The sequence below is a fragment of the Massilia sp. MP_M2 genome (assembly GCF_039123635.1).
Taxonomy (GTDB): Bacteria; Pseudomonadota; Gammaproteobacteria; order Burkholderiales; family Burkholderiaceae_D; genus Telluria.
This window is the reverse complement of the sequence record NZ_JBCHJF010000001.1, coordinates 816703-842969: the sequence shown is the minus strand read 5'-3', so window position 1 is coordinate 842969 and position 26267 is coordinate 816703. Positions and strand designations below refer to the sequence as shown.

The window sequence follows — 26267 nt, the reverse complement described above, 5'->3', positions numbered from 1 at the left end:
ATAGGTGATCACTGTAGCAGCAAGCGCAGTCTCTCGAGATCGATCGGCTTGGTCAGGTGGTGGTCGAACCCCGCATCGTGCGCCAGTTGCCGGTCGCGCTCCTGGCCCCAACCGGTGGCTGCAATCAGCTTGGTGCTGGCGCAGGCATCCAGAGCGCGCAGGCGGCGCGCCAGTTCGTAGCCATTGAAGTCGGGCAGGCCGATGTCGAGCAGCGCGACCTCGGGCAAGAACGTCGGCGCCAGCGCCAGCGCGCCCGCCGCCGTATGCGCCAGCTGCGTCGTGCAGCCGAACAGCTCGAGCATCGTCGCCATCGTCTCGGCCGCATCGACATTGTCATCGACCACCAGCACCCGCAGCGGCGCCGGCTGGCCCGGCGCCGCCGTCGCTGGCTCGGTCACAGCGCAACCGGCAATCAGCGGCAGGCGCAGCGTGAACTGGCTGCCGCGGCCCGGCCCGTCGCTCTCGCCCAGGATGTCGCCGCCATGCAGCTCCACGATGCCGCGCGCCAGTGCCAGCCCGATGCCCAGGCCGCCGCAGGCGCGTTCGCGCCCCGGTTCCAGCTGCGTGAACAACTGGAAAATCGTGCCCAGCGCACCGGCCGGGATGCCGATGCCGTTGTCGCGCACGCGCAGCTCTGCGTGGCCGGCTGAGCCAGCCAGTTCAACATCGATCAGCCCGCCATCGGGCGTGTACTTGGCCGCGTTGCCCAGCAGGTTGATCACGACCTGCGCCAGGCGCGTTGCATCGCCATCGACGGTCAGCGGCATATCGGGCAATGCCAGGCGCAGCGTGTGGCGCGCCGCCGTCATCACCGGCGCCATGTCGTGCACCGCGCTGTGCACCAGCGCTGCCATGTCGACCGGCGCGCGCCGCAGCTGCATGCGGTTCTGCGTAATGCGCGAGACTTCCATCAGGTCGTCCACCAGCCGCGTCAGGTGGCGCAGCTGGCGGTCGAACGCGCCGATCACGCGCGCGTCGTCGTCGTTGCCATGCTTGATCTTCAGAACATCGAGCGCGCTGCGCATCGGCGCGAGCGGATTGCGCAGCTCGTGCGACAGCGTGGCGAGAAATTCATCCTTGCGCAGGTCGGCTGCCGACAACTGCGTGTTCACGGCCTGCAACTGCAGGTCGAGCTGGCGCTGGGACTCGCGGGCATCGTCGGCAGTGTCCGACCCGCACATCAGCGCGTTTTCGTACGCGTGCCGGCCATCATCGCGAAACAGCGCCCAGTGGTCGATCTCGCGATCGCCCGCGCGCTGGCGCACGAGCTGGAGCAGGACTGGCAGCCGCGCGCCGCCCGGCCTCAAGAGGTCGATCTGGATGTCATGCGCCGCGCCCTCGCTCTGCAGGCGCGGCACGCAGCACGTGTAGTGGAACAGGCGCGCGCTGGCCGGCAGCAGATCGTGCAGGCGCGTACCCACCAGCGCCCCCGGGCGCATGCCTAGCCACGCATGCAGGCTGGCGTTGGCCGTGAGGATCATGCCGTGTGCATCGGTTGCCATGAGGCCGCAAGCAGCCTGGTCGAAAAACAGGTCGGTCGCGGTGACGGCGGTATTCATCGACGGTCAGCGTGGTGGCTGCGCGAGGAAGGCGTCGATGGCGTCCGAGACGGCAGTCGGGGCGCTCATGTGCGGGCAGTGGCCGACGTTCGGTACCAGCGCGAGGGCGCTGTCCGGCAGGTGCCGGTGCAGCCATTGGCCCACCGTGCGCGGCGCGATCAGATCGTCACTGCATTGCAGGATCAGCGCGGGCGTCGTGGACCTGGGCACGTCAAGGCGATGGTCCGAGCGGAACGTGACGCTGGCGAAGTGATGGGCAATCTCGGGATCGTTGCGGCAGAAATTGGCCGTCAGACCGGAGGCCAGGTGAGGCTGGTTGGGGGCGCCCATGATGGCGGGTGCAAGGCTGTGCGACCAGGCGATAAAGTTCGTTTCCATCGTCTCGAGCAGTTCGTCGATGTCGTCGCGCGTGAAGCCACCGGTGTAGTCGCCGTCATTGATGTAGCAGGGCGATGGACTGACCATGATCTGCGCCGCGAAGCATCCGGGCGCGGCAACCGTGGCCAGCATGCCGATCGTCGCGCCGACCGAATGGCCGACAAACACGACCGGGCCGCTGGCATACGCGTCGATGAGGGCAAGCAGGTCGTCGGCGTGACCTTGCAACGACCCATGGCGAACATGGTCATAGGCCGACAGGTCGGAGCCGCCGGAGCCGGCGAGATCATAGGTGAGGACGCGATACCGGTGCTGGTAGGCGGGGGCGAGGTGACGCCACATTGTCTGGTCGCACCCGAAACCATGGGCAAACACCATGGTAGTGGCACCCTGGCCAGCGAGGTGAACGTTATGGCAGAGCTGGGCGGACATTGAATGCCTCTCGTCGGTTCACGCAGATGTACACAAAAAATAACATCATTCTTGTGTAATGTCAGCAATGCCGATGCAAAAGGCTGTTAGTCGTGGTCGTCGTTCTCGCCGGCGCGTGTCAATTGCGGGATCACCTTGACCAACAGGATGCGCGGGCCAGTCATTTTCTTGACCACGACATCGAACTGCGGAAAGCCGATGCGCTGGCCCTGCTTCGGGATATCGCCAAGCTTGGCCATCAACAGGCCGCCGACCGATTCCACGTCGTCCAGCCCCATCTGCTCGTTGTCGATGTCGATGCCAAGCAGGCGCTCGAGCGAAAAAATCGGCAGGCTGGCCTTGCCGATCCAGGTGCCGTCAGCCTGCTTGAGCCAATCGTTCTCGTTCATCCGGAATTCGTCGCGGATCTCGCCGACCATCGCGCCCAGCAGGTTGTCGAGCGTGACGAAGCCAACCGGGCGCTTGCCCTTTTCGCCGATCAGGGCGAAGTGGGGCGCGCCGCCGCGAAAGCGCCGGAAGATGTCCTGCGCCGGCGTGCGCGCCGAAATCGATTCGACCGGCCGCAGGAACTGGGTCAGGTCGCCGATGGGCCGGCCCGACTGCAGCGCGAAATACAGGTCTTTCAGGTGGACGATGCCGATGACTTCCTCGCCGTCCTTGTCGAAATACGGGTAGCGCGAAAAGCGGTTGCGGCGCACGGTTTCCAGGTTCTGCTCGAGCGAGCGGCTGGCGTACAGGGCGCTGACTTCGTTGATCGGTCGCATCAGCTCGGACACCGCCAGCTGGCTGAAGTCGAGCGACTGGGCCAGGATATTGCGGTCATCCTGCGTGATCTTTTCGGCCGGGTTGCTGGTGCGCAGAATCAGTTTGAGTTCGTCGAGCGAGTAATGATGGTCGTGCCCGCCCTTGCCGGCCAGGCCCGCCACGCGCAGCAGCGTATTCGCGCTGGCATTGAGCAGGGCAATCGCCGGGTACATCGCCCAATAGAACGCGTACAGCGGGATGGCGCACCACAGCGCCACCGATTCCGGCAGCCGGATCGCCAGCGTTTTGGGAGCCAGTTCGCCAACCACGATGTGCAGGAACGAAATGACCGAGAACGCGACGATGAACGAAATGCTGTGGATCAGCTCTTCGGATGTCACCCCGAGCAACGCGAAGACCGGTTCGAGCAGGCTGGCAAAGGCCGGCTCGCCGACCCAGCCCAGGCCCAGCGACGCCAGCGTGATGCCGAGCTGGCAGGCCGACAGGTAGGCGTCGAGCTTGCCGTGGACTTTCTCCAGGATGCGTCCGCGCAGGCCGGTGGTCCTGGCGATGGCGTTCACGCGGGTCTTGCGCAGCGTGACGATACTGAATTCGGCGGCGACAAACAGGCCGTTCAGCGCGACCAGGAACAGGGCGAGAACGAGGAAGAGAATATTTTCCATGCTGGAGATGTATTAACAAAAGGCAAAGCCAAGGGGGCATTGTACAACCCAAAATGGCCCTTATCCGTCTGCCAACGCGCCTTTGTGCACTGCCGACAGGATTGCCTCGACCGCCGGATGCTTGATCTTGCGTTCGTTCGAGATCGCGTAGAAGTGTTCGCGCACCTCCGGCACCCGCCCGACCAGCTCGGCGCCGAGCTGGTAGTCGATGTCGGCAGCGGGCGCAGCCGGCGTGAAGAACAGCCCCAGGCCACGCCGGCCAAAGGTATTCAATAACGCGTTGTCTTCGAATTCGCCGACCACGTCGGGCCGGATCGCATGGCGCTCGAACCAGTCGTCGATCTTGCCGCGCAGGGCGTTGTTGCGCGTGGGGAGCAAAAACGGTGCGCCATGCAGCGACCCCGGAAAGTCCTCGCGGTACTCGTGCGCCAGAACCGGGGCGCCGACGACGAACATCTCGCTCTCTGACAGCAAGTGGCTGAACACGCGCAGCGTGGTGCCGGTGGGCACGGCGCGGTCGGTGAGCACCACGTCGAGCTTGTGCAGCGCCAGGTCGCCCAGCAGCGCCTCGTACTGGTCTTCGTGGCATACCAGCCTTACCGGCGTGGCCAGCTGGGTCGTTACCTCCAGCAGGCGGTAGGCCGTGAACTTGGGCAGCGAATCGGAAATGCCCACCGCCAGGCGGATGCGGGTGCTGTCCGATGCATCGAGCGCCTCCTGCATCTGTTCGCCCAGCAGGAAAATCTGGTCTGCATACGACAGCGCCAGGCGGCCCGCTTCGGTGAGATTCAGGCGCCGGCCCTGCTGGGTGAAGAGTGCCTTGCCAAACGCCTGTTCAAGTAGGGTAAGCTGCGTACTCACCGTCTGGATGGCAAGCCCGAGGCGCTCGGCGGCGCGCGTAATGCTGCCTTCTTTTGCGACTACCCAGAAGTAATAAAGGTGACGAAAATTCGGGAGTGCATGGCTCATGGCTTCTGTTTTTCGGAAGTAATCTTTCGATTATCTTCGCTTTTTCAATTGCTTGCCAACCTTTACACTAGTTCGTCAGCACCGTTTTTCAAAAAATTTATAAGAGGGGAATATTAATGAAGTACTTTACCTGGTCATTCATCGTGACCGCGGTCTGCCTGGCCCTCTCGGCCTGGTGGGGATTTGAGCACGGTGGCGTTTCGGGCATGGTCACCGCGCTGGGCGTGGCGACCATTCTGGCCGTCATGGAAGTGTCGCTGTCGTTCGATAACGCGGTGGTCAACGCGTCGGTCCTCAAGACCTGGGACGAGTTCTGGATCAAGCTGTTCCTGGGCGTCGGCATCATCATCGCCGTGTTCGGCATGCGACTGGTGTTCCCGCTGGTCATCGTGGCTGTGGCCGCCGACCTGGGCGCGATGGAAGTCTGGGACCTGGCGCTGTCGGATCCAAAAGCATTCTCGATGCACCTGACCAATCACCACGCTGAAGTGGCGGCATTTGGCGGCATGTTCCTGCTGCTGGTGTTCCTGAACTTCATGCTCGACGATGAAAAAGAAACCCACTGGCTGGGCAACTTCGAGAAAAAGCTGGGCTCGCTGGGCAAGGTCTCGTCGATCGCCGTCATGATCGCCATCGCTGCACTGCTGTTCAGCCTGACGTATGTCGATGAAGCGCAGAAGATGGTCGTGGCGATCGCCGGTATGTGGGGCATCCTGGTCTACGTGGCAGTCGATATGCTCAGCAGCCTGCTCGAAAAGAGCGAGTCGAGCGGCGGCAGCGTCGGCGATGCGGTCAAAAAGGGCGGTATCGGCGGTTTCCTGTACCTTGAAGTGCTGGATGCATCGTTCTCGTTCGATGGCGTGATCGGCGCGTTTGCGATCACCAGCGACGTCGTGATCATCATGCTGGGTCTGGCAATCGGCGCGATGTTCGTGCGTTCGATGACCGTGTTCCTGGTGCGCAAGGGCACGCTCGATGAATACGTCTATCTTGAGCACGGCGCGCACTACGCGATCGGTATCCTGGCCGTGATCATGCTGGCCAGTATGAAGTGGCATGTACCAGAGCTGATCACCGGCGGTGTGGGCGTGGCCTTCATCCTGGCGTCGCTGTGGAGCTCGCTGCAGCACAAGAAGAAGCACGCCGCGCTCGCCGGCGCGTAAGGTGATGGCGCCGCCGTCCACGCAGTGATGGTTGACGGTGGCGCCATTCTGGTAGTAAAGAATTCGCTGCGAGTGGCAGAACACCAGCTCGCGGCGCTTGCAACCCGGTGTTCACTATTTAGGAGATTCTCACCATGGCAATCAGTCTGCAAAAAGGCGGCAACGTCAACCTTTCCAAAGAAGCGCCAGGCCTGACTTCATTGAAAGTCGCACTCGGCTGGGACATCCGCGCCACCGATGGCGCAGCCTTCGACCTCGACGGCGCCGTGTTCCTGCTCAACGCAGCCGGCAAGGTCCGTTCGGACAGCGACTTCATCTTCTACAACAACCTGAAGTCGGCCGACGGTTCGATCGTCCACTCGGGCGACAACACCACCGGCGCCGGCGACGGCGACGATGAATTCGTCACCATCGACCTGACCAAGGTCCCGGCCGACATCGACAAGGTCGTGCTCGGCGTGACCATTCACGAAGGTGAAACCCGTCGCCAGAACTTCGGCATGGTCGGCAAGGCGTTCATCCGCTGCGTCAACAACGGCAACAACGCCGAAGTGGCACGTTACGACCTGTCGGAAGACGGTTCGACCGAAGCGGCCATGATCTTTGGCGAAGTCTATCGCAATGGCGCGGACTGGAAATTCCGCGCGATCGGCCAGGGCTTTGCTGGCGGCCTGGGCCCACTCGCCCGCAGCTACGGCGTCAACGTTTAATCATTCAAGCCAGGGCGCTTCTACGGGGGCGCCCTGCGTGGAACCAATCTAAGGAAGCCAAATGCCAGTATTTACCGTGACCGGGGACGTCGATCCTTTCCTTCATGTGTCGATGAAGCAGGGCGAGACCATCTATTGCGAATCCGACGCGATGGTGATGATGGAATCGACCCTCGACCTCAAAGGCAAGATGAAGGGCGGGCTCGGTAGTGCACTGATGCGCACCTTTGCCAACGGCGAGTCGTTCTTCCAGCAGCACATCGAAGCCACGCGCGGCGATGGCGACTGCCTGCTCTCGCCAACCCTGCCGGGTGCGATGCAGACGGTCGATGTCGGTCCGAGCCACTACATCATCAGCGATGGCGCGTTTGTCGCGGCCACGTCCGGCGTCGACCTCAAGGTGCGTACGCAAAGCCTGGGCAATGCGCTGTTCGCCAACAGCGGCGGTTTCTTCGTCACCGAAACGGGTGGCCAGGGCCAGTTGGTGGTGTCGGGCTTCGGGTCGATGTCGGTGCTGGATGTCGAGCCGGGCAAGGACGCAATCATCGACAACTCGCACGTGGTGTGCTGGGACAGCACGCTGCGCTACGAGATTTCGATCACGACCGGCACCAGTGGCGGCTTCCTGGGTAACCTGATCAACAGCCAGACCAGCGGCGAGGGCATGGTCCTGCGCTTCTCGGGTCGTGGCAAGGTGTATGTATGTTCGCGCAACCGCACTGCATTCAAAGCCTGGATGCAGCAGCCAGCGAAATAACGGAGGAACGCAATGTCAGTCAATCTGCAAAAGGGCCAGAAGATCTCTCTGGACAAGGAAGCCGGTGGCGGCCTGTCCCGCGTGACCATGGGTCTGGGTTGGGATGCGATCAAGTCGAAGGGTTTCTTCGGCTTCGGTGGCGGCAAGTCGGACGCCGTCGACCTGGACGCATCGGTGGTCATGTTCGACGAATCGAACAAGCCGGTGGACGTGATCTGGTTCCGCCAGCTCAAGAGCAAGGATGGCAGCATCGTGCACACGGGCGACAACCGCACCGGCGCCGGTGATGGCGACGACGAGCAGATCACCGTCGACCTGAGCGCCGTGCCGGCATCGGTCAAGGCGCTGGTCTTCACGGTCAACAGCTTCACCGGGCAGACCTTTGCCACGGTGGAAAACGCCTACTGCCGCCTGATCAATGCAGGTAACCAGCAGGAAGTGGCGCGCTTTAACCTGTCGGTGACGGGTTCGCACTCGGCGCAGATCATGGCCAAGCTGTACCGCCATGGCGGCGAGTGGAAAATGCACGCGATCGGCGAGAACGGCAACGGCCGTACGTTCGACGATCTGATGCCGCAGATTACGGTGCATTTGTAATCGACGGGATTGTTTAATCAGAGAACCGGGGCCTTGTGCCCCGGTTTTTTTATGGCTTGGCCTCTTTCCGCATTGAGCATTGACAACGCCAACAACCGCGTTTACTGTATTAGCCAACTAATACACCAATACGCAATGACCACTTCACTGTTTTCGATCATCCCCGGCTCTTCCGAGCCGATCTACCGGCAACTGGTCGACCAGGTGCGGCGCCTGGTCGCCGGTGGCCAGCTGGCGCCCGGTGCGGCATTGCCCTCGGTGCGTGAGGTGGCCCAGCAGTTGACGGTCAATCCGATGACGGTCTCCAAGGCTTACGGCCTGCTCGAACTTGAAGGCGTGCTCGATCGCCGGCGCGGTGTCGGCATGGTCGTGGCCGATCGCGCAGCCGGTGCGGGCGCGGGCACGGCTGCCGATGCCGCCGATCGCGCCGCACTGCTGCGGCCCACGCTGGAGCGCGCGGCGCGTGAAGCGCGCGAACTCGAACTCGATCCGACCACCGTGCTCGCTCTTTTCACACTCATCCTCAAGGAATCACCGTGACACCATCCCCGATCCAGATGCGCGGCGTGGCCAAGCAATTCGACAGCAAGGCCATTCTCGATAACCTCGACTGGGAAGTGCGGCCGGGCCAGGTGGTCGGCTTGCTCGGGCGCAATGGCGCCGGCAAGTCGACGTTGATGGAATGCCTGCTGGGCCTGCGCGAGACCGATGGCGGCAGCGTCCTGCTGTTTGGCGAACCGCTGCATGCGTTGACGGACGCAACGCGCGCCCGCATCGGCTACGTGCCGCAGAAATCGGATCTGTTCGAGTGGATGACGGCGCTGCAGATGCTGGACTACTTCAAGGCGATGTACCCGCGCTGGAACGATGCGAAAGTCGCGTTGCTGCTCGAACGCTGGGGCTTCGATGGCCTCATGCGCAACAAGCCGATCCGCAGGCTCTCCGGCGGCGAGCAGCAGCGCCTGTCGATCATCCGCGCGCTGGCGCATGATCCCGACCTGCTGGTGCTGGACGAACCCGCGTCGGCGCTGGACCCGGCCGGCCGGCGCAGCTTCTTGTCCGAACTGGTCGACGGCGTGATCGAGCAGGGCACCACGGTGGTCTTCTCGACCCATATCCTGACCGACCTCGAGCGCGTGGCGCCCGACGTGGCGTTTCTCAAGAATGGTCGCATCGCGCTGCAGGGCGAACTCGACACCCTGCTCGATGGCGCGCGCCGTGTGATCGGCCCGGCCAGCATGCTGGGCACCGCCTTGCCGGGCGAGCTGCGCCGCAGCCAGGCGGGCGATGGTTCCGTTTGCGTCATCGTGCAGGGCGGGGCCCCAATGGCTGAAACGCCAGGCGTGCGCGTCGAGCCGCTCGGCCTGGAAGACCTGTTCATCGAGGTCACACGGTGAGCGCGCGTCTGCAACAGTACCGCATGCTGTGGCAAGCCGCGCATGTGCAGATCCATCCGCGCGCACAGACAGTCCTGTGGTCGGCCATCGCCATCCTGACCGTGGCCGTGGCCGCGCTCATGGGGGCGGCGTACGGCGTACTGACCGGGCTCGGCTGGGCCTTGTGCACGCCGGCTGGTCTGTTGCTGTTTGACTGGACCATGGCCTTGGTGCCAGGCGCGCTCGGCATGAACACGCCCGCCAACGCCCAACTGGTGCCGGCCATGCGCGCTCGTCTGGTCGAACTGGTGCTGCTGGTCTGGTTCGCCGCAGTCGGCCTGCTGGCCGCAGGGTTGCAGTTGATCCCGGCGGCGTCGCACCTGGTGCTGCCATTCGCCATGGCCGGCACACTGGGCGTGGCGACGCTGATCGCCGGCGTCGGCGCTGGCCTGGTACTGATGCTGCCATTCTTCTTTCCGTTCCTGAGCGAGGGGTGGCAGGAATGGCTGCGCGACGCTGCCGCGCAGCCTGGCGTCATGCCGCTGCTGGCGGCGGCCATCATTCTGCTTGTCATACCGGTGGTGCGGGCGCTGTTTCCCCGGGGCGGCGAGCGCCACTGGGCCATGCGCGAGCATCTCGCCCTGTTGTCAGGCGGCAGCGGCAGCAGCGCCTTGTGGGAAGGCACGCGCCGGTACTCGGTGCGCCGCTTCCTTGCGCGCCATGGACCGGGGCGGCATACGCCGGGCGCGCTGCTGCTGCATGCACTTGGCCCGAACCTGTTCTACCTGATGGTGTCGACAACCATCGGCGCGGCGCTGGCCTTCGCCGCCATGACCTGGCACTTGCGCGGCACCCCTATCTCCGACGAGAGTGTGCCCACGATGCTGATGATCGGCGGCACCATGCTGTGCTTTTTGTTTCCTGTTGCTGCCGTGCCATTCTGGCTGGCGCGCACCCGCGGCGAGCAGGCACTGGTACGGTTGGCGCCGGTGTCGCCGGTCGATCCGGCCCGCTTCAACGCGCTGCTGGCCCGGGCCATGCTGCGTCAGGGTCTGGCGATTTGGGCCTGGGCCTCGGCGGTTTCGCTGTTGCTGGCCCTTGCCATTGGTGCGCGCGGGATCGAACTGGTGTGGCAGGCGTGCCTGTGCTGCGTTACCTTGTCGGCACTAGCACTCTTGCTGCGCGACCATGCGCGTGCGCCGCGCTGGGGGATGGTGTTCTACGGACTGGCGGCGCTCGGACTGAGCTTTATCGGCCCGATCCTGGCCGTGTTTGGCGCCAAGTGGCTGGGCTGGCCGATCTGGTCCAGCGCCACTGTTAGCTCCCTCATGCTGACCGGCGTGCTCGTGCATCGGCGCTGGCGGCGCATGTGCGACGCACCGATCGCGTTTCCGGTGGGCCGCCTTGGCTGATCGCCACGCTGGCGATCCTTGGCCTTCTGCTACATCAATAACAGCATGCTGGCGCTGGCCAGCGCCAAGTGGGGGCCGCACGCGCCGGCGAGCAGGGCACCAGCACGGGCCCAGCATGTGCGTGCGCGCTGGCACAAGGCGCAGCAGCGCAGCGCCATGGCAGCGTAGTGCAATCGGGCGCACTGCCCATGCCATAATGCGCAGACCATGAGCGTGCGCACCCAATTTCCGCTGACAGCCGGCCCCGCAGTCTGTCGATCCGATGCGTGATCCCAACGCATTTCCCATCGACGGCGGGGCGCTCGGCGCCGCGATTCGCGACCACGACTGGGCCGCCACGCCGCTGGGGCCCATCGAGGGCTGGCCGGCCACGCTGCGCACCGGCGTGAGCATCGTGCTCGGTTCGGCGTTCCCCAGTTTTCTGGTCTGGGGCGCCGAGCAAACCTTGCTGTACAACGATTCCTACGCCGAGATCCTGTGCGACAAGCATCCGCATGCACTGGGCCGCAGCTTCCAGGCCGCCTGGCCCGAAATCTGGGACGTGCTCGCCCCGCTGGTCGAGCGCACGCTGGTCGGCGGCGAGTCGTACAAGATGCACGACCTGCCGCTGGTCATGCAGCGCAAGGGTTATGCCGAGCATACCTGGTTCACGTTTTCGTATGGCCCGGTGCGCGGCGACGGCGGCGAGATCCTCGGCCTGTTATGCACTTGCATCGAAACCACCGACACCATCCTTACCCGACGCCGTCAGGTGGCCGACGAGGCCGTGCTTCGCGAGCACGAAAGCAATTCGCGCATCGATGCCGAACGGGTGCAGCTGGCGCTGGCTGCCGGCGCCATCATCGGCACCTGGTTCTGGGATTTGCCGACCGACCGGTTCACGGTCGACGAGGCATTCGCGCGCGCCTTCGGCCTCGACCCGGCGCTTGGGCGGGTCGGTCTGAGCCTGGCCCAGATCGTCGCCACGGTCCACCCGGACGACCAGGCCGGCCTGGCGCAGGCGATCAATACCGTCATCGCGCGCGGCGGCCATTATGCCCACCAGTACCGCGTCAAGCGCACCGATGGACGTTACTACTGGATCGAGGCCAACGGCCGGGTTGACCTGGCGCCGGACGGTACCGGGTTGTCGTTCCCGGGCGTGCTGATCGACGTCGAGGGCCGGCGCGCGGTCGAGGCCGAACGCGACCAGGCGATCCTGAAGCTGCGCGCCCTCAACGAGCAGCTCGAGCAGAAAGTCATTGCCCAGGCACTGGCGCGTGGCCGCACCTGGCAGGTCAGCCCGGACATCCTGGGCGTGCTCAATGCTGACGGTTTCGTCGAGACGTCGAACCCGGCCTGGCAAACCACGCTGGGCTGGACCGAAGAAGAAATCGCCAGCACGCACTTCATGGAGTTCGTTCATCCGGACGACCGGGCGCTGACCCGGGCCGTATGGCGCGATGCGCTCGAGCGCGACATCCCGGCGCTGCGTTTCGAAAACCGCCACCGCCACAAGGCCGGCGGCTGGCGCTGGCTGTCGTGGGTGGCGGTGCCGGACGAGGGCAAGGTGTATTGCTCGGCGCGTGACGTGACGCTTGAAAAAGAAGCGCAAGCCGAACGCGACCGCATGTGGGACACGTCGCCCGACCTGCTGCTGACGATCGATTTCAATGGCGTGTTCCGGCGCGTCAATCCGGCCTGGACCGACTTGCTCGGTTATACCCCCGAGGAACTCGTCGGGCATCATGCCACTGACTTCGTCGTGGCCGAGGACCATGCCCTGACGGTCGATGCCTACGTCGCCGCAGCTGAAGGCAGGCAGCCGCGCCTGGTCAACCGCTATCGCCACAAGGATGGCTCGACACGCTGGATTTCGTGGGCCGCCGCGCCGGCGGGCAGTGTGACGTATGCGACCGGCCGCGACATCACGGTCGAGCGCGAGCGCCAGGCCGAACTCGAACGCGCCCAGGAACAGCTGCGCCACTCGCAGAAAATGGAAGCGGTCGGCCAGCTCACCGGCGGCCTGGCGCATGACTTCAACAATCTGCTGGCCGGCATCGCGGGCAGCCTGGACCTGGTCAAGATCCGCATCGCGCAAGACCGCGTGGGCGATGTCGACCGCTACATCGGCGTTGCGCAGGGCGCGACCCGGCGTGCGGCGGCACTGACCCATCGCCTGCTGGCGTTCTCGCGCCGCCAGACGCTCGCGCCCACGGCCATCTGCGTCAACGCCATGATCGAGGGCATGATCGACATGATCCGGCGCACGGTCGGCCCCGGGGTGCAGGTGGAGCCGCGCGGCGATCGGGCGCTGTGGGCGGCGCTGGTGGACCAGTCGCAGCTCGAAAATGCGCTGCTGAACCTGTGCATCAACGCGCGCGACGCCATGCCCGCCGGCGGCTGCATCACGATCGAAACGGCCAATCGCCAGCTCGATCCCGTTGCCGCACGCGCCCTGGAACTGCCGCCTGGCGACTACCTGACGCTGTCGGTCTCGGATGCCGGCACCGGCATGGCGCCGAACGTGGTGGCCAAGGCGTTCGATCCGTTCTTCACGACCAAGCCGATCGGGCAGGGTACAGGGCTGGGCCTGTCGATGATCTACGGCTTCGCCAAGCAGTCCGGCGGCCAGGTGCACATCGATTCGGTGGTGGGGCGGGGCACCACGGTGGGCATTTACCTGCCGCGCCATCGCGGCCAGGCCGAGGGCGTCGAGGCCGCGCCGCCCGTGGCGCTGGCGTCGCCCGACGGCCGGGGCGAGACGATCCTGGTAGTCGACGACGAGCCCAGCGTGCGCATGCTGGTTGTCGATTTGCTGGAAGATTTGGGATACCACGTGCTCAATGCCGAGGATGGCGCCAGTGGGCTGGCGTTGCTGCAATCGGCCGCGCGCATCGATCTTCTGATCACCGACGTCGGCTTGCCCGGGATGATGAACGGACGGCAGATGGCCGATGCCGCGCGCGTGGCGCGGCCCGAACTGAAGGTACTGTTCATTACCGGCTATGCCGAGACAGCCTTGCTCGACAACGGGCAGCTGGGGCCCGACATGGCGATCCTGACCAAACCGTTTTCAATCGAGACGATGGCGCAGCGGGTGCGCGACATGGTGGCCCGGCACGGGTGATGGCTGTTCGCCACTGCCTGTCCCACGGACAGCAACCAACAGCCTACAGCCAACAACAGCCAGGGTCAGGTCTGACATTCGGACACGGCCTCTACATTAGTTGGCCAAGCCCCTCGCGTCGGATTTCACGGCTGCCTTTCCGCACCATCGCTACTGATGTGATCGTGTCCGAATGTCAGACCTGACCCCGGCTTTTGCGTCAGTGTCCGCGTCGCTGCACCAGCGCCGTACCCACGCCATGGCGCTTGCTTTCGCTGACCGCGGTCACCGTCCCATCCGGGTTGAACACCAGCGCATTGGCTGCGCCGATTTCTTCTGGTGGTGATTCCCAACGCTGGCCGAAGCGCGCCAGCCCTGTTGCCTGCGCGCTGCGAGTAAAGCCCGGCTCGACCGAGGTGTCGGGCGCGTTGCGCTGGCTGATGCGTGGCGCATCGACTGCGTGGTTCATCGGCATGCCGAAGTCGACGTGGTTGACGATCGTTTGCAGCACGGTCGTGATGATGGTCGCGCCGCCCGGACTGCCCACTGAAAACGCCGGCTTGCCATCCTTGAGCGCAATTGTCGGCGCCATGCTCGAGCGGGGTCGCTTGCCGGCTTCGGGCACGTTGGGGTGCGGGCCGGCGAAGTCGAAGTCGGTCATTTCGTTATTCAGCAGGAAGCCGTAGCCCGGCACGACGATGCCGCTGCCGCCCCACGATTCGATGGTGAACGTGTAGGCAACCACGTTGCCATCCTTGTCTGACACCGTCAGGTGCGTCGTGTGCAGGCTTTCAGGTGGGGGCCGGATGCTGGCCCGCACCGGTGGGAGCAGCGGTACGCTGGGATCATTCTGGAACGCATACGGATTGCCCGCCGCCACTGCCCCTGGTGCGGCCTGTTGCAGCGAGATCAGCGCGCGGCGCGTGGCGGCGAAGTCCTTCGACAGGAAGCCGGCCAGCGGTGCATCGACGTATTCGGGATCGGCCAGATACGCGTTGCGGTCGGCAAACGCGAAGCGGCTCGCTTCGATAAACAGGTGCTCGGCCTGCGCGCGCGGCATGGCTTTCAGGTCATAGCCTTCGAGAATGTTGAGCGCATGCGCGACCGTCGCGCCGCCACTGCTGGGCAGCGGCATGCCGTACAGTTCATAACCACGATAGGTGCTGCGCAGGGCGGGGCGGATGCGCGCTTCGTAGTTGGCCAGGTCGGCCAGCGTCATCGTGCCGGTGCGGACTTGCACGCCCCTGGCCACGGGCGGGCGGTTGACGGTGTCGACGATCGCGCGCGCCATCGGGCCTTCGTAGAATGCCTTGGCGCCGCCGGATGCGATGGCGCGGTAGGCCCGCGCCATGCCGGGATTGCGCAGCAGCGTGCCGGTAGGGATGGCCTTGCCATTCTGCAGATACAACGCGCTGGTCGGCGTGAACTGGCGAAACTTGGCAAGGTTCTGGTCAACCAGGCCATTGAACGTGGCGTTGACCCGAAAGCCCGTGTCGGCCACCGTGATGGCGGGCGCCAGCACCTGCGCGAAGCGCATGCTGCCGTAGCGTTCGAGCGCCTCGTGCCAGCCGCGCACCGTGCCCGGCACACCCACTGCCGCGCCGCTGGCGACGGCCGTGTCGAAATCGACCGGCTTGCCATTGCGCTCGAACAGCGTGGGGCCGGCCTTGGCTGGCGCCGTCTCGCGGTGGTCGATCGTGATCACCCGTTTGTCCTTGGCCAGGTAGATGACCATGAAGCCACCGCCGCCGATGCCGCAGCTGAACGGATCGGTCACGCCCAGTGTGGCGGCCGCGGCCACGGCCGCATCGACCGCATTGCCACCCTGGTTCAGGATCGTCAGCGCCGCTTGCGACGCCTGTGCGCTGATGGTGGCCACGGCGCCGCCGTGACCCGTCGCGACTGGCGCGCCGGTCACCGGCGCAACGAAGATCGACAGGATCAGGCCGCATGCCAGTGCAGCGCTGACGGGCGCGCGGGCCGACACTCAGGTCCCGTACATATTGAGCACCACCGGATATGACGCCGGCTTTGCGTCGATCATGCCGCGCGCCGGCGGCTCGAACGACCGGTCGAGCTCGACGCGCGCGCCGCGCAGCGCCGGCGACGTGAAGCCCGGTTTGCCCGGCACCAGCCAGAACGCCTGCGCCACATTCTGGATGCGCAGCGTGAAGCGGTAGGCCACGCGCCCGGCCACGATGCAGCGTGCGTTGTCCGGGCAGCGGGTGTCGTCGACGCCTTCGTAGGTCAGGCTCAGGCGCTGTTCGGGCGCCAGGAGCAGGCTCTGGCGCTCAGTGAGCTTGTATTGCGCGTCTGGCAGGCGCTCGGGCGCAGCGCAGCCGGACGACAGGCCAGCGCCGAGGCAGACGGCGGCGATGCAGAAGACGCGGGCCGGACGGAAGATCGAGGGGCGCATGAGTGTCATCCAGGGTTTGACAGGAAAACCCATGATAGCAAAAGCGCAAGCGCAGCGGCGCGACTTGATGCGCCCATGCGTCATGAATACGCCGTTTTTGAAGTCATAAACAGGTCATATTCGCAGGCTATTCTCTGTCCTGTAGTTCAAAACATATCCCTCAACTAAGGAATAACAATGTTCAAAAAGATCCTCGCCGGCGCTGCTGCCGCACTCGTGATGACGACCTCGTTTGCCGCCGACATGACCGGTGCAGGCGCTACCTTCCCGTACCCGATCTACGCCAAGTGGGCCGAGGGTTACAAGGCAGCGACCGGCAATGGCCTGAACTACCAGTCGGTGGGTTCGGGTGCCGGTATCAAGCAGATCAAGGCCAAGACCGTCGATTTCGGCGCGTCGGACATGCCCCTGAAAGCAGATGAACTGGAAAAAGAAGGCCTGATGCAGTTCCCGGCCATCATGGGCGGCGTGGTTGCCGTGGTCAACGTCGAAGGCGTGACCCCAGGTCAGCTGAAGATGACCGGCCCGGTGCTGGCCGACATCTACATGGGCAAGATCACCAAGTGGAATGCTGCGCCGATCGCCGCGCTGAACCCGGGCGTCAAGCTGCCGGATACCGACATCACCGTCGTGCACCGCGCCGACAGCTCGGGCACCTCGTTCCTGTGGACCGACTTCCTGGCGAAAACCAGCCCGGCCTGGAAAGAAAGCATCGGCTCGGGCACCACCGTGAAGTGGGCCGTGGGCGTGGGCGGCAAGGGCAACGAAGGCGTCGCCGCCAACGTGCAGCGTATCAAGGGTTCGATCGGCTACGTCGAATGGGCTTACGCGAAAAAGAACAAGCTGTCGCACACCCAGCTGCGCAATAAAGAAGGCGTCGACCTGCAGCCAAGCGACGACGTGTTCAAGGCAGCTGCCGCGAACGCCGAGTGGACCAAGGCCCCAGGTTTTGGCGTGGTCCTGACCGACGGCGCCGGCAAGCAAAGCTGGCCAGTCACCGGCGTGTCGTACATCCTGATGCACAAGGAACAGGCTGACGCCAACAAGGGCAAGGAAGTCGTCAAGTTCTTCGACTGGGCCTTCAAGAACGGCGCCTCTGCAGCGGCTGAACTGGACTACGTACCGATGCCAGCGAGCGTCGTCAAGCAAGTGCAGGATGCCTGGAAAGCCAACCTGAAAGATGCTTCGGGCAAAGCGATCATGTAATCAGGCAGGCGATGTAACGATCCGGCAGCTTGACTGCCGGATTTTTTTATCAGCTCATTCAACCTCGGCATCTCACAGACTGGAAATCCCATGACAATGGCGAACACGATCGTCCTGGTGATTGATGACAAGCCGGCCATCGCCGAATTGCTCAAATTTTCGCTGCACGAGGACGAGTGGGTCTGGCACAACGTGCCAAGCCTGGCGCACGCCTGGGACTTCATCGGGCGCGAACGGCCTGAACTGCTGTTGCAGGAATCGATGCTGCGCAACGAAGGCGGCATGCGCCTGCTGGCGCGCCTGCGTGGCGACCGGCGTCTGCGTGAGCAGCCCGTCATCCTGCTGGCGGCCGAATGTGCCGAAGGCGAGCGTCCGCCTGCGTTGCCGGCAGCGGTGTCGCATCCCGAATTCATCCCGCAAGCGCCGATCGGCGAAGCGCGCGAACTGTCGCCCGAATCGCGGCTGCTGCGCTCGGGCCGCCTGGTGCTCGACCCGCTCAGCTGCAGCGTCAAGGTCGGCAACAGCCGGGTCGAAGTGCGGCACGCCGAATACCGCCTGCTGCGTTTTTTGTTGTGCCATCCGGGCCAGGTTTTTTCGCGCTCGCAACTGCTTGAACAACTGTGGGACGCGCACCAGTCGCTCGACCAGCGCACTGTCGACGTCCACGTGCTGCGTCTGCGCAAGGCGCTGGGCCGTGCGAAATCGCTGATCAAGACCGTGCGCGGCGCCGGTTACATGCTGGCGCCGACCTGACATGCAGCGTTCGCTGGCAGCATGAGCCACCCCCCGATTGCCCCTTCCGCCACGCCACACCGTAGCAAGCGCTATCTGGTGCTGGCATGGCCGCTGCTTGCCCTGCTGCTGTGCATTGCGCTGTGGGGCGCGACCCTGTTGCGGGTGGACGCCGAACAGGCGCGCGTCGCCGGCCAGGTCCGCAAGGACGCTGCCGCCTACGCCGAAGCCTACGAACAATACATCACGCGTTCGGTCGCGCAGATGGACCAGATCACAATGCAGCTCAAGTTCAGCTGGGAGAACTCGCGCAAGCCGGAACTACTGGCTGACATGCGGCGCGACGGCATGTTCACCGACAGCGCCTTCCAGGTGGTCGCCGTGCTGGACCGCTACGGCATCGTGCGCTCCAGCACGCGGCCCGGTCTGGTTGGCGCCGACCTGGCGGACGGCCCGTATTTTTCGCGCCACCGCGACAACAACTCGACGGCGCTGCGGGTCGGCACCACACCGGCGCAGTTCGGCGCAGCCGACGACGTCGTGCTGTTCACGCGCCGCCTCGACGACCGCGAGGACGAGTTCGACGGTGTGGTCATGATGGCGGTCGATGCGCGCTACTTCACGTCGTTTGTCAGCCCGGCCACGCTGGGCGCCGGCGGCATCGTGGCGCTGGCCGGCAGCGAAGGGCGGCTGCGCGTCGAACAGCGCAGCGATGGCGCCGCGTTCTTCGACACGGCCACGCTGCCGCGCCGCGGCGCCGCCTGGTCGGGCGAGCAGGGCGTGCGCGAGATCGACGGGGCCGATGGCTTTGCCGACGGCCAGTCACGCATCCTGGGCTGGCGCCAGTCGCCGGTCTATCCACTGGTGGCGCTGGTCGGCCTGCCAAGCCCCGATACGCTGGCCGCAAGCAATCTCTACTGGACCGAAAGCCGCGACCGCGCCATCGCCGCCACGCTGTGCCTGATGCTGCTGGGTGCGGTCGGCGCCGTTCTGGCGCAGCGCGCGCTGGGGCGCAGCAAGGAGCAGGACGATGTGCGGCGTGCCTACCGCACCGCCACCGAAAGCGGCAACGACGGCTTCTACATGGCCGCCGCCATGCGCGGGCGCGACGGGCAGATCGTCGACTTTCGCATCGTCGATTGCAATGAACGGGGCGCCTTCTTCTACGGCATGACGCGCGACGACCTGGTCGGCGCGAGCCTGGCCGAGATCGACGCGGGCCTGTTCGGCGAAGATTTGCTGGCCACCTACCGCAAGGCGATGGAGACGGGTTTCCATGAGGACGACCGCAAGATGCCGAGCGACAATCGTCTCAACATCAGCTGGGGCCGGCGTCGTCTGGTGCGGGTCGGTCATGGCCTGGCCGTCACGCTGCAGGACATCAGTGAGCGCAAGGCCCACGAGTCGCAGCTCGAGCGCCTGGCCAACGAGGATGCACTGACTGGCCTGGCCACACGTCACGCTTTCCTGGAACGCATGCCCGCGATGCTGGCGCAGGCGCAAGGGGCCAGCATGGGCGCGGCGCTGCTGTTCATCGACCTGGACGAATTCAAGCACGTCAACGATTCGCACGGCCATGCCACCGGCGACGCGGTGCTCAAGTGCGCGGCCCAGCGCCTGATGTCATTGCTGCGTCCGTCGGACCAGGTAGCGCGTTTTGGCGGCGACGAATTCGTCGTCCTGCTCACGCCGTGCGACGGCGAGCGTCAGGCGGCATCGGTCGCGGCGCGCATCGTCGATGCGTTCGGGGTGCCGTTTTTGCTGGGAGACGAGCTGCACGCCGTGGGCGCGTCGATCGGCATCAGCATGTACCCGCGCGATGGCACCGATGCCGAGACGCTGGTGCGCCACAGCGACATCGCCATGTATGTCGGCAAAAACGACGGCAAGGGGCAATACCGCTTCTTCGATCCGTCGCTGTCGACGACGCTCACGTCGCGCGCGCGGCTCAAGCAAAGCATGCTTGAGGCGCTCGAGGGCGACCAGTTCGTGCTGCACTACCAGCCGCGCGTCGACGCCCACAGTGGCGAATTGCTGAGCATGGAGGCGCTGGTACGCTGGCGCCATCCAACGCTGGGGATGGTCGCGCCGGGCGACTTCATTCCGCTGGCCGAAGCGACCGGCCTGATCATTCGCATCGGCGAGGTCGTGATCGACAAGGCGTGTGCGCAACTGGCCGCCTGGCGCGAGGCCGGCGTGCCACTCGTGCCCGTGTCGATCAACGTCTCGCCCAAGCAGTTTCTGCGTGGCGGCGTGCAGCGGCAATTGCATGCAGCCCTGGTGCGCTACCGCGTGCCGGCCAGCCTGATTGAGGTGGAAATCACCGAGTCGGCCATGATGGGCGACCAGGACGACATCCTGGCCGAACTGGCGGCGCTGCGTGCGCTGGGCGTGAAGCTGCACGTGGACGACTTCGGCACGGGCTACTCGTCGCTGTCGCAATTGCAGCGCCTGAAGATGGATGTGCTGAAGGTCGACCGCGCATTCACCAACGAGCTGGCCCGGTCGAAAGAGGGCAAGGTGTTCTTCCAGGCGATCGTGTCGATGGCGCATGCACTGGGGATGTCGGTCGTGGCCGAGGGCGTGGAAACTGCCGAGCAACTGGCCATCCTGCGCGGCCTGGATTGCAACGAGGTGCAGGGTTACTTCATCGCGCGGCCGATGCCGGCGCAGGACATGGCGGCGCTGATGACGCAGCGCTACCTGCTCGAGGTCGCAGCAGCAGCGTCGTGAGCGAGTGATCAGCGAAGTTCCGTGCTGACGTTTGAGCGGTATCGGTCTGGCGATGCAGGCGCGGCATAGAGTGGCTGCACCGGACATGCCCGGTGTGAAAGGATCCCATGCCGAACCTTCAAGATGTTGCCGACCAGATCAACGCGCGACTCGACCAAGTCGCAAGCAACACCGCCACCACGGCGGATAACACGGCCGATGTCCGCAACGAGCTGGTGCAGACCAACAGCCGCCTGGCCCAGATCGACGCCACACTGGCGACGGGTTTTGCCAATGTGTCGCAGGGCTTGTTTGCGCTGATTCAGGTGCAGATCATTGCCGCCGGCCTGCTCGACCACAATCGCAAGCAGAACGACACCATCATCTGCGAGCTGGCCAACAGCAATACGCTGCTGTGTAATAGTCTGCGCAAGCTGGCCCTTCAACTACGCATCAGCGAGGCATCTCAGGCGTCACTGGCGCGTATCGAGGGCATCAGCGAGCGCGTCCATGCGCCCGAGGCCGGCGACGTCGACCGCCACCGCGAACTCCTGGGGCAGGTGCAGGCTTGCTGCCCGCCCGCGCCCCCTCCGCAAGAACCTTGTCCCGCCGTATGCCCTTCGCCGGTGTACCGCGAGCGCCAGCCGACGGGCCAGGACTGGAAGCCGCTGCCACCGCCGCAACGGCCGATCGGATAGCCGCCATGGCCACGTTCATCCTGCAGGATGCGACCGGCATCGGGTCGGACGATCTCGATCCGACGCAAGGTTTTATCGACATGACGATCATCGCCAATGACACGGGCCTCGGCATCGCCGATCCTGCGGCCGGCAAGCAGCGCATCACCTATACCCGTTCTGTCAACGGCCCGCCCCAGCTGCGTCTCGACGCCATGATCAACACGGGGTTTTCGCCCGACTACGGCAGCGGCGCGAACAACGTCGACACGATCGTCGTTGCCGGCCTCAAATCGCTGGTACTCGACGATGGCACGTCGATGGCCAACAACGGCACCGCCTTGCCGCCCAAGTCGAGCGGCTTGCCGGGCGCCAGCCTCAACCCGACCGAGCAGTGCCTCGTCATTTACGATACGCAGCTGACCATTTGCGTGGCCAGCGCCGGTTCCGGCGGTTCGCTCGATTTGGGGGTGTCCGCGCCGGTCGCGTTGTACCACGAGTTTTCCCACGCCTTTCGCATCGTCAACAACACCTTGCTGGCCCTGACCGGCACCTGCGATCCGTCCTCACCCGAAGAACGCGCCGCCATCATCGACGAAAACGATCTGCGCACCGATCTGGCCAACCGGCAGGGCGCCAGCGCCACGCTGCGCGACCCCGGCAACCATTGCGGCAAGACCGATTCGGACTGCGAAAGCTGCTGCATCATCGCCACGCTGGTGTCCAGGTCGCCCGTGTCGCGGCAAGTGCAGATGCTGCGCTGCGCGCGCGACCACTTCGTGCGCGGGACCGAGGTCGGGCATGCGTTCTTCGACCATTTTTTCCGCGACTACTACGCGTTTTCACCACAGGCCTGCACGCTCATGGCGGGCGACCAGTCGTTGCGACGTCAGCTGCTCGACGGCTTCGTTGAACCCTTGCTCGACTTCTGGAACATCATGGTCGCGCGGGGCCGCCGCGTGATGAGCAGCACGCAGCTGGGCACCGCATTCATTGCGCTGCACCCCGATCGCCTTCACGCCGAGCGGCGCCACGCAGCCTTGCTGGGTACCAGCGCCTATTGGGAAAGCGCAGACGGACAATCCACCGAGACGCCGGCGCAGTTGATGGCATTGCTGCGCGAGCGTGCCTGGCCCAGCCCCTACATGCAGTGGGCACTGGTCGCGCCGGTCAGACTGATGCACGCGCTGCTGACCCGGTATCTGGCCGGCGCCGACGCCCCGGCGATCGGCCGCGCTTTCACCGAAGCGCTCGATGCATGGGCGCCCGAAGTGCCGATCTGCACATTATGGGCGGCGCTACCGGCCGCGCAGGTGCGGCGCGAGCTGGCGTTCTGCGAACGCGCGCTGCTACAGACGACAAAGAGTAAAACCCGCTTCCGGCAACGATTGGGCGAGCGGTTTTGCGATATCACGGCCGTGGCCGGCGTACTGGGCCAATCGCAGGCAATCGACAAGGGGGATACATGGCGAACAACGACAGCAAATCCGACGAGCTGAGCGCATCCATCCAGTCGGTGGCCCCGCTGGATGCGCGCCTGCAGGTCGTCGTGCGGCTGCAGAACAAGGCTGCGCGCGCGCTGCATTATGTGGCCGACGTGCGCGCCACGCGCTACGACCCGGCCACGCGCACCCTGACACTGGCGCTGTCCGACGAAGGCCGCGAAGTCATCCCGGGCCTGGCGGGCAGATTACCCTTGTTTCGCCATGTCGATCCGGGCAGCGAAGCCGAAATTCACCTGAGCGTCCCCGACAAGATCGTCAAGCTGTCGCGCTCCGCCGGGTCTGTCGAATCTGGCGAGCTGGCGTTCGAGACACAGCAATTATCCGACGTCCGGGAAGTCGTGGTCGAAGTGGCGTGGGCCGACGTGCCGTATTACCACGACACGCGGGCAAGCTCGCTCCAAGATGCACGCCTGCCTGCCGCCCGCTGGGAACAGCACAAGGCGCGCGCGACGAAGCGTCAGGACAAGAAACGGCCGCCCAAAGCATGACGCAGGCCTTGCTCAGTCGCGGGGCGTTGTGCAGCGGCGCATGCCCAGGCACGTGCGATCAGTCGAGATCAGCAGCGCTGTGGCGTTCCAGTACCTGGTCTTCTGCCGGCCCGAACGACCGGTTGACCTTGCGCCCACGCACCACGGCCGGGCGCGCAGCGATCGCATCGGCCCAGCGCTTGACGTGCTTGTACTCGTGCACCGACAGGAACGTGGCGGCGTCGTACAGCTGACCGAGCACCATGCCGCCATACCACGGCCAGATGGCCATGTCGGCGATCGTGTAGTCGTCGCCGGCCATGTAGCGGTTGTCGGCCAGATGGCGGTCGAGTACGTCGAGCTGGCGCTTGGTTTCCATCGCGTAGCGGTCAATCGGGTACTGCAGTTTTTCGGGCGCATACGCATAGAAGTGGCCGAAGCCGCCGCCCATGAATGGCGCCGAGCCCATCTGCCAGAACAGCCAGTTCATCGTCTCGGTACGTGCCACGCCATCCTTCGGCAGGAAAGCGCCGAATTTTTCGGCCAGGTACACCAGGATGGCACCTGATTCGAACACGCGCACGGGCTCGGCACCGCTGCGGTCGACCAGGGCGGGAATCTTCGAATTGGGGTTGGCGTCGACAAAGCCGCTCGAAAACTGCATGCCATCGTTAATGCGGATCAGCCAGGCATCGTACTCGGCGCCCGCATGGCCGGCGGCCAGCAGTTCCTCGAGCATGATCGAGACCTTCACGCCATTGGGCGTGGCCAGCGAATACAGTTGCAGCGGGTGCTCGCCTACCGGCAGCGCCCCCTCGTGGGTCGATCCGGCGACGGGGCGATTGATACTGGCAAAGGCGCCGCCCGGCGTAGCAGGCGGGGTCCAGACGGTTGGCGGGACATACGGCGTTGAATCAGGCATGGCTTTTCCTTGAGCTGACGTGTCAGAAGGGCCATTCTAGCCAATGGGCCGCAAACGTGTTGGCGGCTGCTTTAATGGGCTGGGGCCGCGAGCCTGTGCGTTCGTTCAGCGTGCGTAGATGCCGCAAAAAAGCCGTAGGGTGGACGTGGCCGGCGAGGCGGCTATGCCGTCCACGCGTTCAAATTACTCCGGTTTCGTGGCGGCCACATTTTGTTGAACGCGTGGACGGGCAACCCGTCCACCCTACAGCTAAAAATCCACAGAAGCGCCATTGCAAAAAACCAAACCGCATAAAAAAACCCCGCCAAGGCGGGGTTCCAGAGAGAGCAGGGCGGCTTTAAACAAACGCCGTCAGCGTACCCTTCATTTTCTTCAGGGCAGCCGATTCGATCTGGCGAATCCGCTCGGCCGACACGCTGAATTCTTCTGCCAGCGTGTGCAGCGTGGCGCCCGAACCGTCGTCGTTGGCCAGCCAGCGCGCTTCGATGATGCGGCGCGAACGCGGATCGAGCTTGCCGAGCGCCGATTCCAGGCCTTCGGACTGCAGACGTGTGACCTGCTGCGCTTCGAGTACCTTGGTCGGTTCTTGCTGCTCCGACGACAGGTAGGCGATCGGCGAGAACTTGTCGTCTTCGTCGTCGGTTGGCGACTCGAGCGCGATGTCGCGGCCCGACAGACGGGTTTCCATCTCGATCACTTCTTCGCGCTTGACGCCCAGCAGCTTGGCCAGATCGTCGACCTGGCCCGGCGACATCGCGTCCAGACCGGTCTTGTTGCTGCGCAGGTTGAAGAACAGCTTGCGCTGCGCCTTGGTCGTCGCGACCTTCACCAGGCGCCAGTTCTTGAGAATGTACTCATGCATCTCGGCCTTGATCCAGTGCATTGCGTACGACACCAGGCGCACGCCCTGGTTCGGGTCGAAACGCTTGACTGCCTTCATCAGGCCGATATTGCCTTCCTGGATCAGGTCGGCGTGTGGAAGGCCATAGCCCAGATAGCCACGCGCGATCGACACCACCAGGCGCAGGTGCGACAGCACCATCTTTTGCGCTGCGTCGAGATCGTTATCGTCGCGCAGCCGCTTTGCCAGCGACATCTCTTCTTCGTGCGTCAGCATCGGCAGGCGGTTCACCGCCGAGATGTACGCATCGATATTGCCGAGATTGCCGGTGAAACCTAGTCCCAGAGCACGATTGCTGGTCGGGACCAATGCGGATTGTGCGGACATGTTTATTTCCCTTTTAATAATCTTACTGCATCCTGATGGGCCTCGGCCTCATGCCGGTGACGCCATCACGAAGCGCATGTCGCTTCGTGTTAAGCGGATACTTTTTCTTGAAATTCGATTGCCTTGGACCATATATTAGCACTCCCCCAAATAGAGTGCCAGAACGTGGCCAGAACTTAAGACTGTCCAAAGTATTGCCCATGGGAATTAATTCCGCAAGCAATCCATTCTGGAACATCAGTCGGCTAGTCACTTGATTCAGCCCACGGTTGAGCCGATAAACGGGGGAAATCGCGGATAGGTTCAGAGTAAGGCGTGCTGGAGAACCGCTCTGTTGACTAACGCACGTACGCCTGGGAAGGTCTGTAGGAGTTCTACGCAAGACAGCGTAGGGAAGTGCGAAGTGACCGTAGGAGCATCGGCGCGCGGCGGCGCATGTTGATGGCCAGGTAATCGGGGAGGCAGCGCAACGGTCGCCTCGCCCTGCTCTAAAGGTGGTGCCACGTGGGGTTTTTTCAATACCCTGGGCCCATC

The 26267-nt window shown here is 64.5% G+C and carries 23 protein-coding genes; 15 read left to right on the top strand and 8 right to left on the bottom strand.

Annotated elements, in window-relative coordinates:
- Positions 1-8 precede the first annotated feature (8 nt).
- The 4 genes from RCH14_RS03760 to RCH14_RS03745 form a co-directional block, all read right to left on the bottom strand.
- Positions 9-1559 carry an ATP-binding protein gene (locus RCH14_RS03760; RefSeq protein ID WP_343024809.1) on the bottom strand — a complete coding sequence of 517 codons (1551 nt, stop codon included), beginning with the start codon at positions 1557-1559 and terminating at the stop codon, positions 9-11.
- A gap of 6 nt (positions 1560-1565) precedes the next feature.
- A complete protein-coding gene (locus RCH14_RS03755) occupies positions 1566-2369 on the bottom strand; it encodes an alpha/beta hydrolase (protein WP_343024808.1) in 804 nt (267 codons plus the stop codon).
- An 86-nt stretch (positions 2370-2455) separates the two neighbouring features.
- A complete protein-coding gene (locus tag RCH14_RS03750; RefSeq protein ID WP_343024807.1) occupies positions 2456-3796 on the bottom strand; it encodes a hemolysin family protein in 1341 nt (446 codons plus the stop codon).
- Between the two features lie 60 nt (positions 3797-3856).
- Positions 3857-4765 carry a LysR family transcriptional regulator gene (locus RCH14_RS03745; RefSeq protein WP_343024806.1) on the bottom strand — a complete coding sequence of 303 codons (909 nt, stop codon included), beginning with the start codon at positions 4763-4765 and terminating at the stop codon, positions 3857-3859.
- Positions 4766-4881: 116 nt separating this feature from the next.
- Here RCH14_RS03745 and RCH14_RS03740 point away from each other — a divergent pair, with 116 nt between their 5' ends.
- The 9 genes from RCH14_RS03740 to RCH14_RS03700 all read left to right on the top strand — a co-directional run bounded on the left by RCH14_RS03740 (position 4882) and on the right by RCH14_RS03700 (position 13889).
- A complete protein-coding gene (locus tag RCH14_RS03740; RefSeq protein WP_343024805.1) occupies positions 4882-5928 on the top strand; it encodes a DUF475 domain-containing protein in 1047 nt (348 codons plus the stop codon).
- A gap of 134 nt (positions 5929-6062) precedes the next feature.
- Positions 6063-6638: a TerD family protein gene (locus RCH14_RS03735; RefSeq protein ID WP_343024804.1), complete on the top strand. Its 576-nt coding sequence runs from the start codon at positions 6063-6065 to the stop codon at positions 6636-6638.
- Between the two features lie 61 nt (positions 6639-6699).
- The gene (locus tag RCH14_RS03730; protein ID WP_343024803.1) at positions 6700-7395 is read left to right on the top strand and encodes a TIGR00266 family protein; all 696 of its coding nucleotides are present in this window, start codon (positions 6700-6702) and stop codon (positions 7393-7395) included.
- Between the two features lie 12 nt (positions 7396-7407).
- Entirely contained in the window at positions 7408-7992 is a 585-nt protein-coding gene (locus RCH14_RS03725; protein ID WP_343024802.1) for a TerD family protein, read from the top strand.
- Between the two features lie 135 nt (positions 7993-8127).
- Positions 8128-8532 carry a GntR family transcriptional regulator gene (locus RCH14_RS03720; protein WP_343024801.1) on the top strand — a complete coding sequence of 135 codons (405 nt, stop codon included), beginning with the start codon at positions 8128-8130 and terminating at the stop codon, positions 8530-8532.
- Positions 8529-9389 (top strand): ABC transporter ATP-binding protein, encoded by an 861-nt coding sequence (locus RCH14_RS03715; protein ID WP_343024800.1) that lies wholly within the window; start codon positions 8529-8531, stop codon positions 9387-9389. The genes RCH14_RS03720 and RCH14_RS03715 overlap by 4 nt, the downstream gene beginning before the upstream one ends.
- Positions 9386-10780 carry a hypothetical protein gene (locus tag RCH14_RS03710; protein ID WP_343024799.1) on the top strand — a complete coding sequence of 465 codons (1395 nt, stop codon included), beginning with the start codon at positions 9386-9388 and terminating at the stop codon, positions 10778-10780. The genes RCH14_RS03715 and RCH14_RS03710 overlap by 4 nt, the downstream gene beginning before the upstream one ends.
- Positions 10781-10798: 18 nt before the next feature.
- Entirely contained in the window at positions 10799-10948 is a 150-nt protein-coding gene (locus RCH14_RS03705; RefSeq protein WP_343024798.1) for a hypothetical protein, read from the top strand.
- A 94-nt stretch (positions 10949-11042) separates the two neighbouring features.
- A complete protein-coding gene (locus RCH14_RS03700; RefSeq protein WP_343024797.1) occupies positions 11043-13889 on the top strand; it encodes a PAS domain-containing protein in 2847 nt (948 codons plus the stop codon).
- A 199-nt stretch (positions 13890-14088) separates the two neighbouring features.
- Here the strand turns inward: RCH14_RS03700 and ggt are convergent, their stop codons facing one another.
- Both ggt and RCH14_RS03690 read right to left on the bottom strand, forming a co-directional pair.
- Complete coding sequence (gene ggt, locus RCH14_RS03695) at positions 14089-15855, bottom strand: gamma-glutamyltransferase (RefSeq protein ID WP_343024796.1); 1767 nt, start codon at positions 15853-15855, stop codon at positions 14089-14091.
- Complete coding sequence (locus RCH14_RS03690; RefSeq protein WP_343024795.1) at positions 15856-16284, bottom strand: hypothetical protein; 429 nt, start codon at positions 16282-16284, stop codon at positions 15856-15858.
- Positions 16285-16461: 177 nt separating this feature from the next.
- Between RCH14_RS03690 and pstS the strand changes: the two genes are divergently transcribed.
- From pstS to RCH14_RS03660, 6 genes are all read left to right on the top strand, one after another.
- Entirely contained in the window at positions 16462-17490 is a 1029-nt protein-coding gene (gene pstS / locus RCH14_RS03685; protein ID WP_343024794.1) for a phosphate ABC transporter substrate-binding protein PstS, read from the top strand.
- Between the two features lie 90 nt (positions 17491-17580).
- The gene (locus RCH14_RS03680; RefSeq protein ID WP_343024793.1) at positions 17581-18243 is read left to right on the top strand and encodes a response regulator transcription factor; all 663 of its coding nucleotides are present in this window, start codon (positions 17581-17583) and stop codon (positions 18241-18243) included.
- Between the two features lie 21 nt (positions 18244-18264).
- Positions 18265-20955 (top strand): EAL domain-containing protein, encoded by a 2691-nt coding sequence (locus tag RCH14_RS03675; RefSeq protein ID WP_343024792.1) that lies wholly within the window; start codon positions 18265-18267, stop codon positions 20953-20955.
- Between the two features lie 107 nt (positions 20956-21062).
- On the top strand, positions 21063-21632 hold the full coding sequence (locus tag RCH14_RS03670) for a hypothetical protein (protein ID WP_343024791.1): 570 nt from the start codon (positions 21063-21065) through the stop codon (positions 21630-21632).
- A gap of 5 nt (positions 21633-21637) precedes the next feature.
- A complete protein-coding gene (locus tag RCH14_RS03665; protein WP_343024790.1) occupies positions 21638-23110 on the top strand; it encodes a hypothetical protein in 1473 nt (490 codons plus the stop codon).
- Positions 23077-23604: a hypothetical protein gene (locus RCH14_RS03660; RefSeq protein ID WP_343024789.1), complete on the top strand. Its 528-nt coding sequence runs from the start codon at positions 23077-23079 to the stop codon at positions 23602-23604. The genes RCH14_RS03665 and RCH14_RS03660 overlap by 34 nt, the downstream gene beginning before the upstream one ends.
- 58 nt (positions 23605-23662) lie before the next feature.
- On the opposite strand, the gene yghU is transcribed toward RCH14_RS03660, so the two are convergent.
- Entirely contained in the window at positions 23663-24505 is an 843-nt protein-coding gene (gene yghU, locus RCH14_RS03655) for a glutathione-dependent disulfide-bond oxidoreductase (RefSeq protein ID WP_343024788.1), read from the bottom strand.
- Between the two features lie 337 nt (positions 24506-24842).
- Positions 24843-25733: an RNA polymerase sigma factor RpoH gene (gene rpoH, locus RCH14_RS03650; protein ID WP_343024787.1), complete on the bottom strand. Its 891-nt coding sequence runs from the start codon at positions 25731-25733 to the stop codon at positions 24843-24845.
- Positions 25734-26267: the final 534 nt, after the last annotated feature.

What these genes read in the sequence shown, in the direction of transcription:
- RCH14_RS03760 (WP_343024809.1), bottom strand. Translation starts at nt 1,559, where the DNA reads ATGAATACCGCCGTCACCGCGACCGACCTGTTTTTCGACCAGGCTGCT.
- RCH14_RS03755 (WP_343024808.1), bottom strand. Translation starts at nt 2,369, where the DNA reads ATGTCCGCCCAGCTCTGCCATAACGTTCACCTCGCTGGCCAGGGTGCC.
- RCH14_RS03750 (WP_343024807.1), bottom strand. Translation starts at nt 3,796, where the DNA reads ATGGAAAATATTCTCTTCCTCGTTCTCGCCCTGTTCCTGGTCGCGCTG.
- RCH14_RS03745 (WP_343024806.1), bottom strand. Translation starts at nt 4,765, where the DNA reads ATGAGCCATGCACTCCCGAATTTTCGTCACCTTTATTACTTCTGGGTA.
- RCH14_RS03740 (WP_343024805.1), top strand. Translation starts at nt 4,882, where the DNA reads ATGAAGTACTTTACCTGGTCATTCATCGTGACCGCGGTCTGCCTGGCC.
- RCH14_RS03735 (WP_343024804.1), top strand. Translation starts at nt 6,063, where the DNA reads ATGGCAATCAGTCTGCAAAAAGGCGGCAACGTCAACCTTTCCAAAGAA.
- RCH14_RS03730 (WP_343024803.1), top strand. Translation starts at nt 6,700, where the DNA reads ATGCCAGTATTTACCGTGACCGGGGACGTCGATCCTTTCCTTCATGTG.
- RCH14_RS03725 (WP_343024802.1), top strand. Translation starts at nt 7,408, where the DNA reads ATGTCAGTCAATCTGCAAAAGGGCCAGAAGATCTCTCTGGACAAGGAA.
- RCH14_RS03720 (WP_343024801.1), top strand. Translation starts at nt 8,128, where the DNA reads ATGACCACTTCACTGTTTTCGATCATCCCCGGCTCTTCCGAGCCGATC.
- RCH14_RS03700 (WP_343024797.1), top strand. Translation starts at nt 11,043, where the DNA reads ATGCGTGATCCCAACGCATTTCCCATCGACGGCGGGGCGCTCGGCGCC.
- RCH14_RS03690 (WP_343024795.1), bottom strand. Translation starts at nt 16,284, where the DNA reads ATGCGCCCCTCGATCTTCCGTCCGGCCCGCGTCTTCTGCATCGCCGCC.
- pstS (WP_343024794.1), top strand. Translation starts at nt 16,462, where the DNA reads ATGTTCAAAAAGATCCTCGCCGGCGCTGCTGCCGCACTCGTGATGACG.
- RCH14_RS03680 (WP_343024793.1), top strand. Translation starts at nt 17,581, where the DNA reads ATGACAATGGCGAACACGATCGTCCTGGTGATTGATGACAAGCCGGCC.
- RCH14_RS03675 (WP_343024792.1), top strand. Translation starts at nt 18,265, where the DNA reads ATGAGCCACCCCCCGATTGCCCCTTCCGCCACGCCACACCGTAGCAAG.
- RCH14_RS03670 (WP_343024791.1), top strand. Translation starts at nt 21,063, where the DNA reads ATGCCGAACCTTCAAGATGTTGCCGACCAGATCAACGCGCGACTCGAC.
- RCH14_RS03665 (WP_343024790.1), top strand. Translation starts at nt 21,638, where the DNA reads ATGGCCACGTTCATCCTGCAGGATGCGACCGGCATCGGGTCGGACGAT.
- RCH14_RS03660 (WP_343024789.1), top strand. Translation starts at nt 23,077, where the DNA reads ATGGCGAACAACGACAGCAAATCCGACGAGCTGAGCGCATCCATCCAG.
- yghU (WP_343024788.1), bottom strand. Translation starts at nt 24,505, where the DNA reads ATGCCTGATTCAACGCCGTATGTCCCGCCAACCGTCTGGACCCCGCCT.
- rpoH (WP_343024787.1), bottom strand. Translation starts at nt 25,733, where the DNA reads ATGTCCGCACAATCCGCATTGGTCCCGACCAGCAATCGTGCTCTGGGA.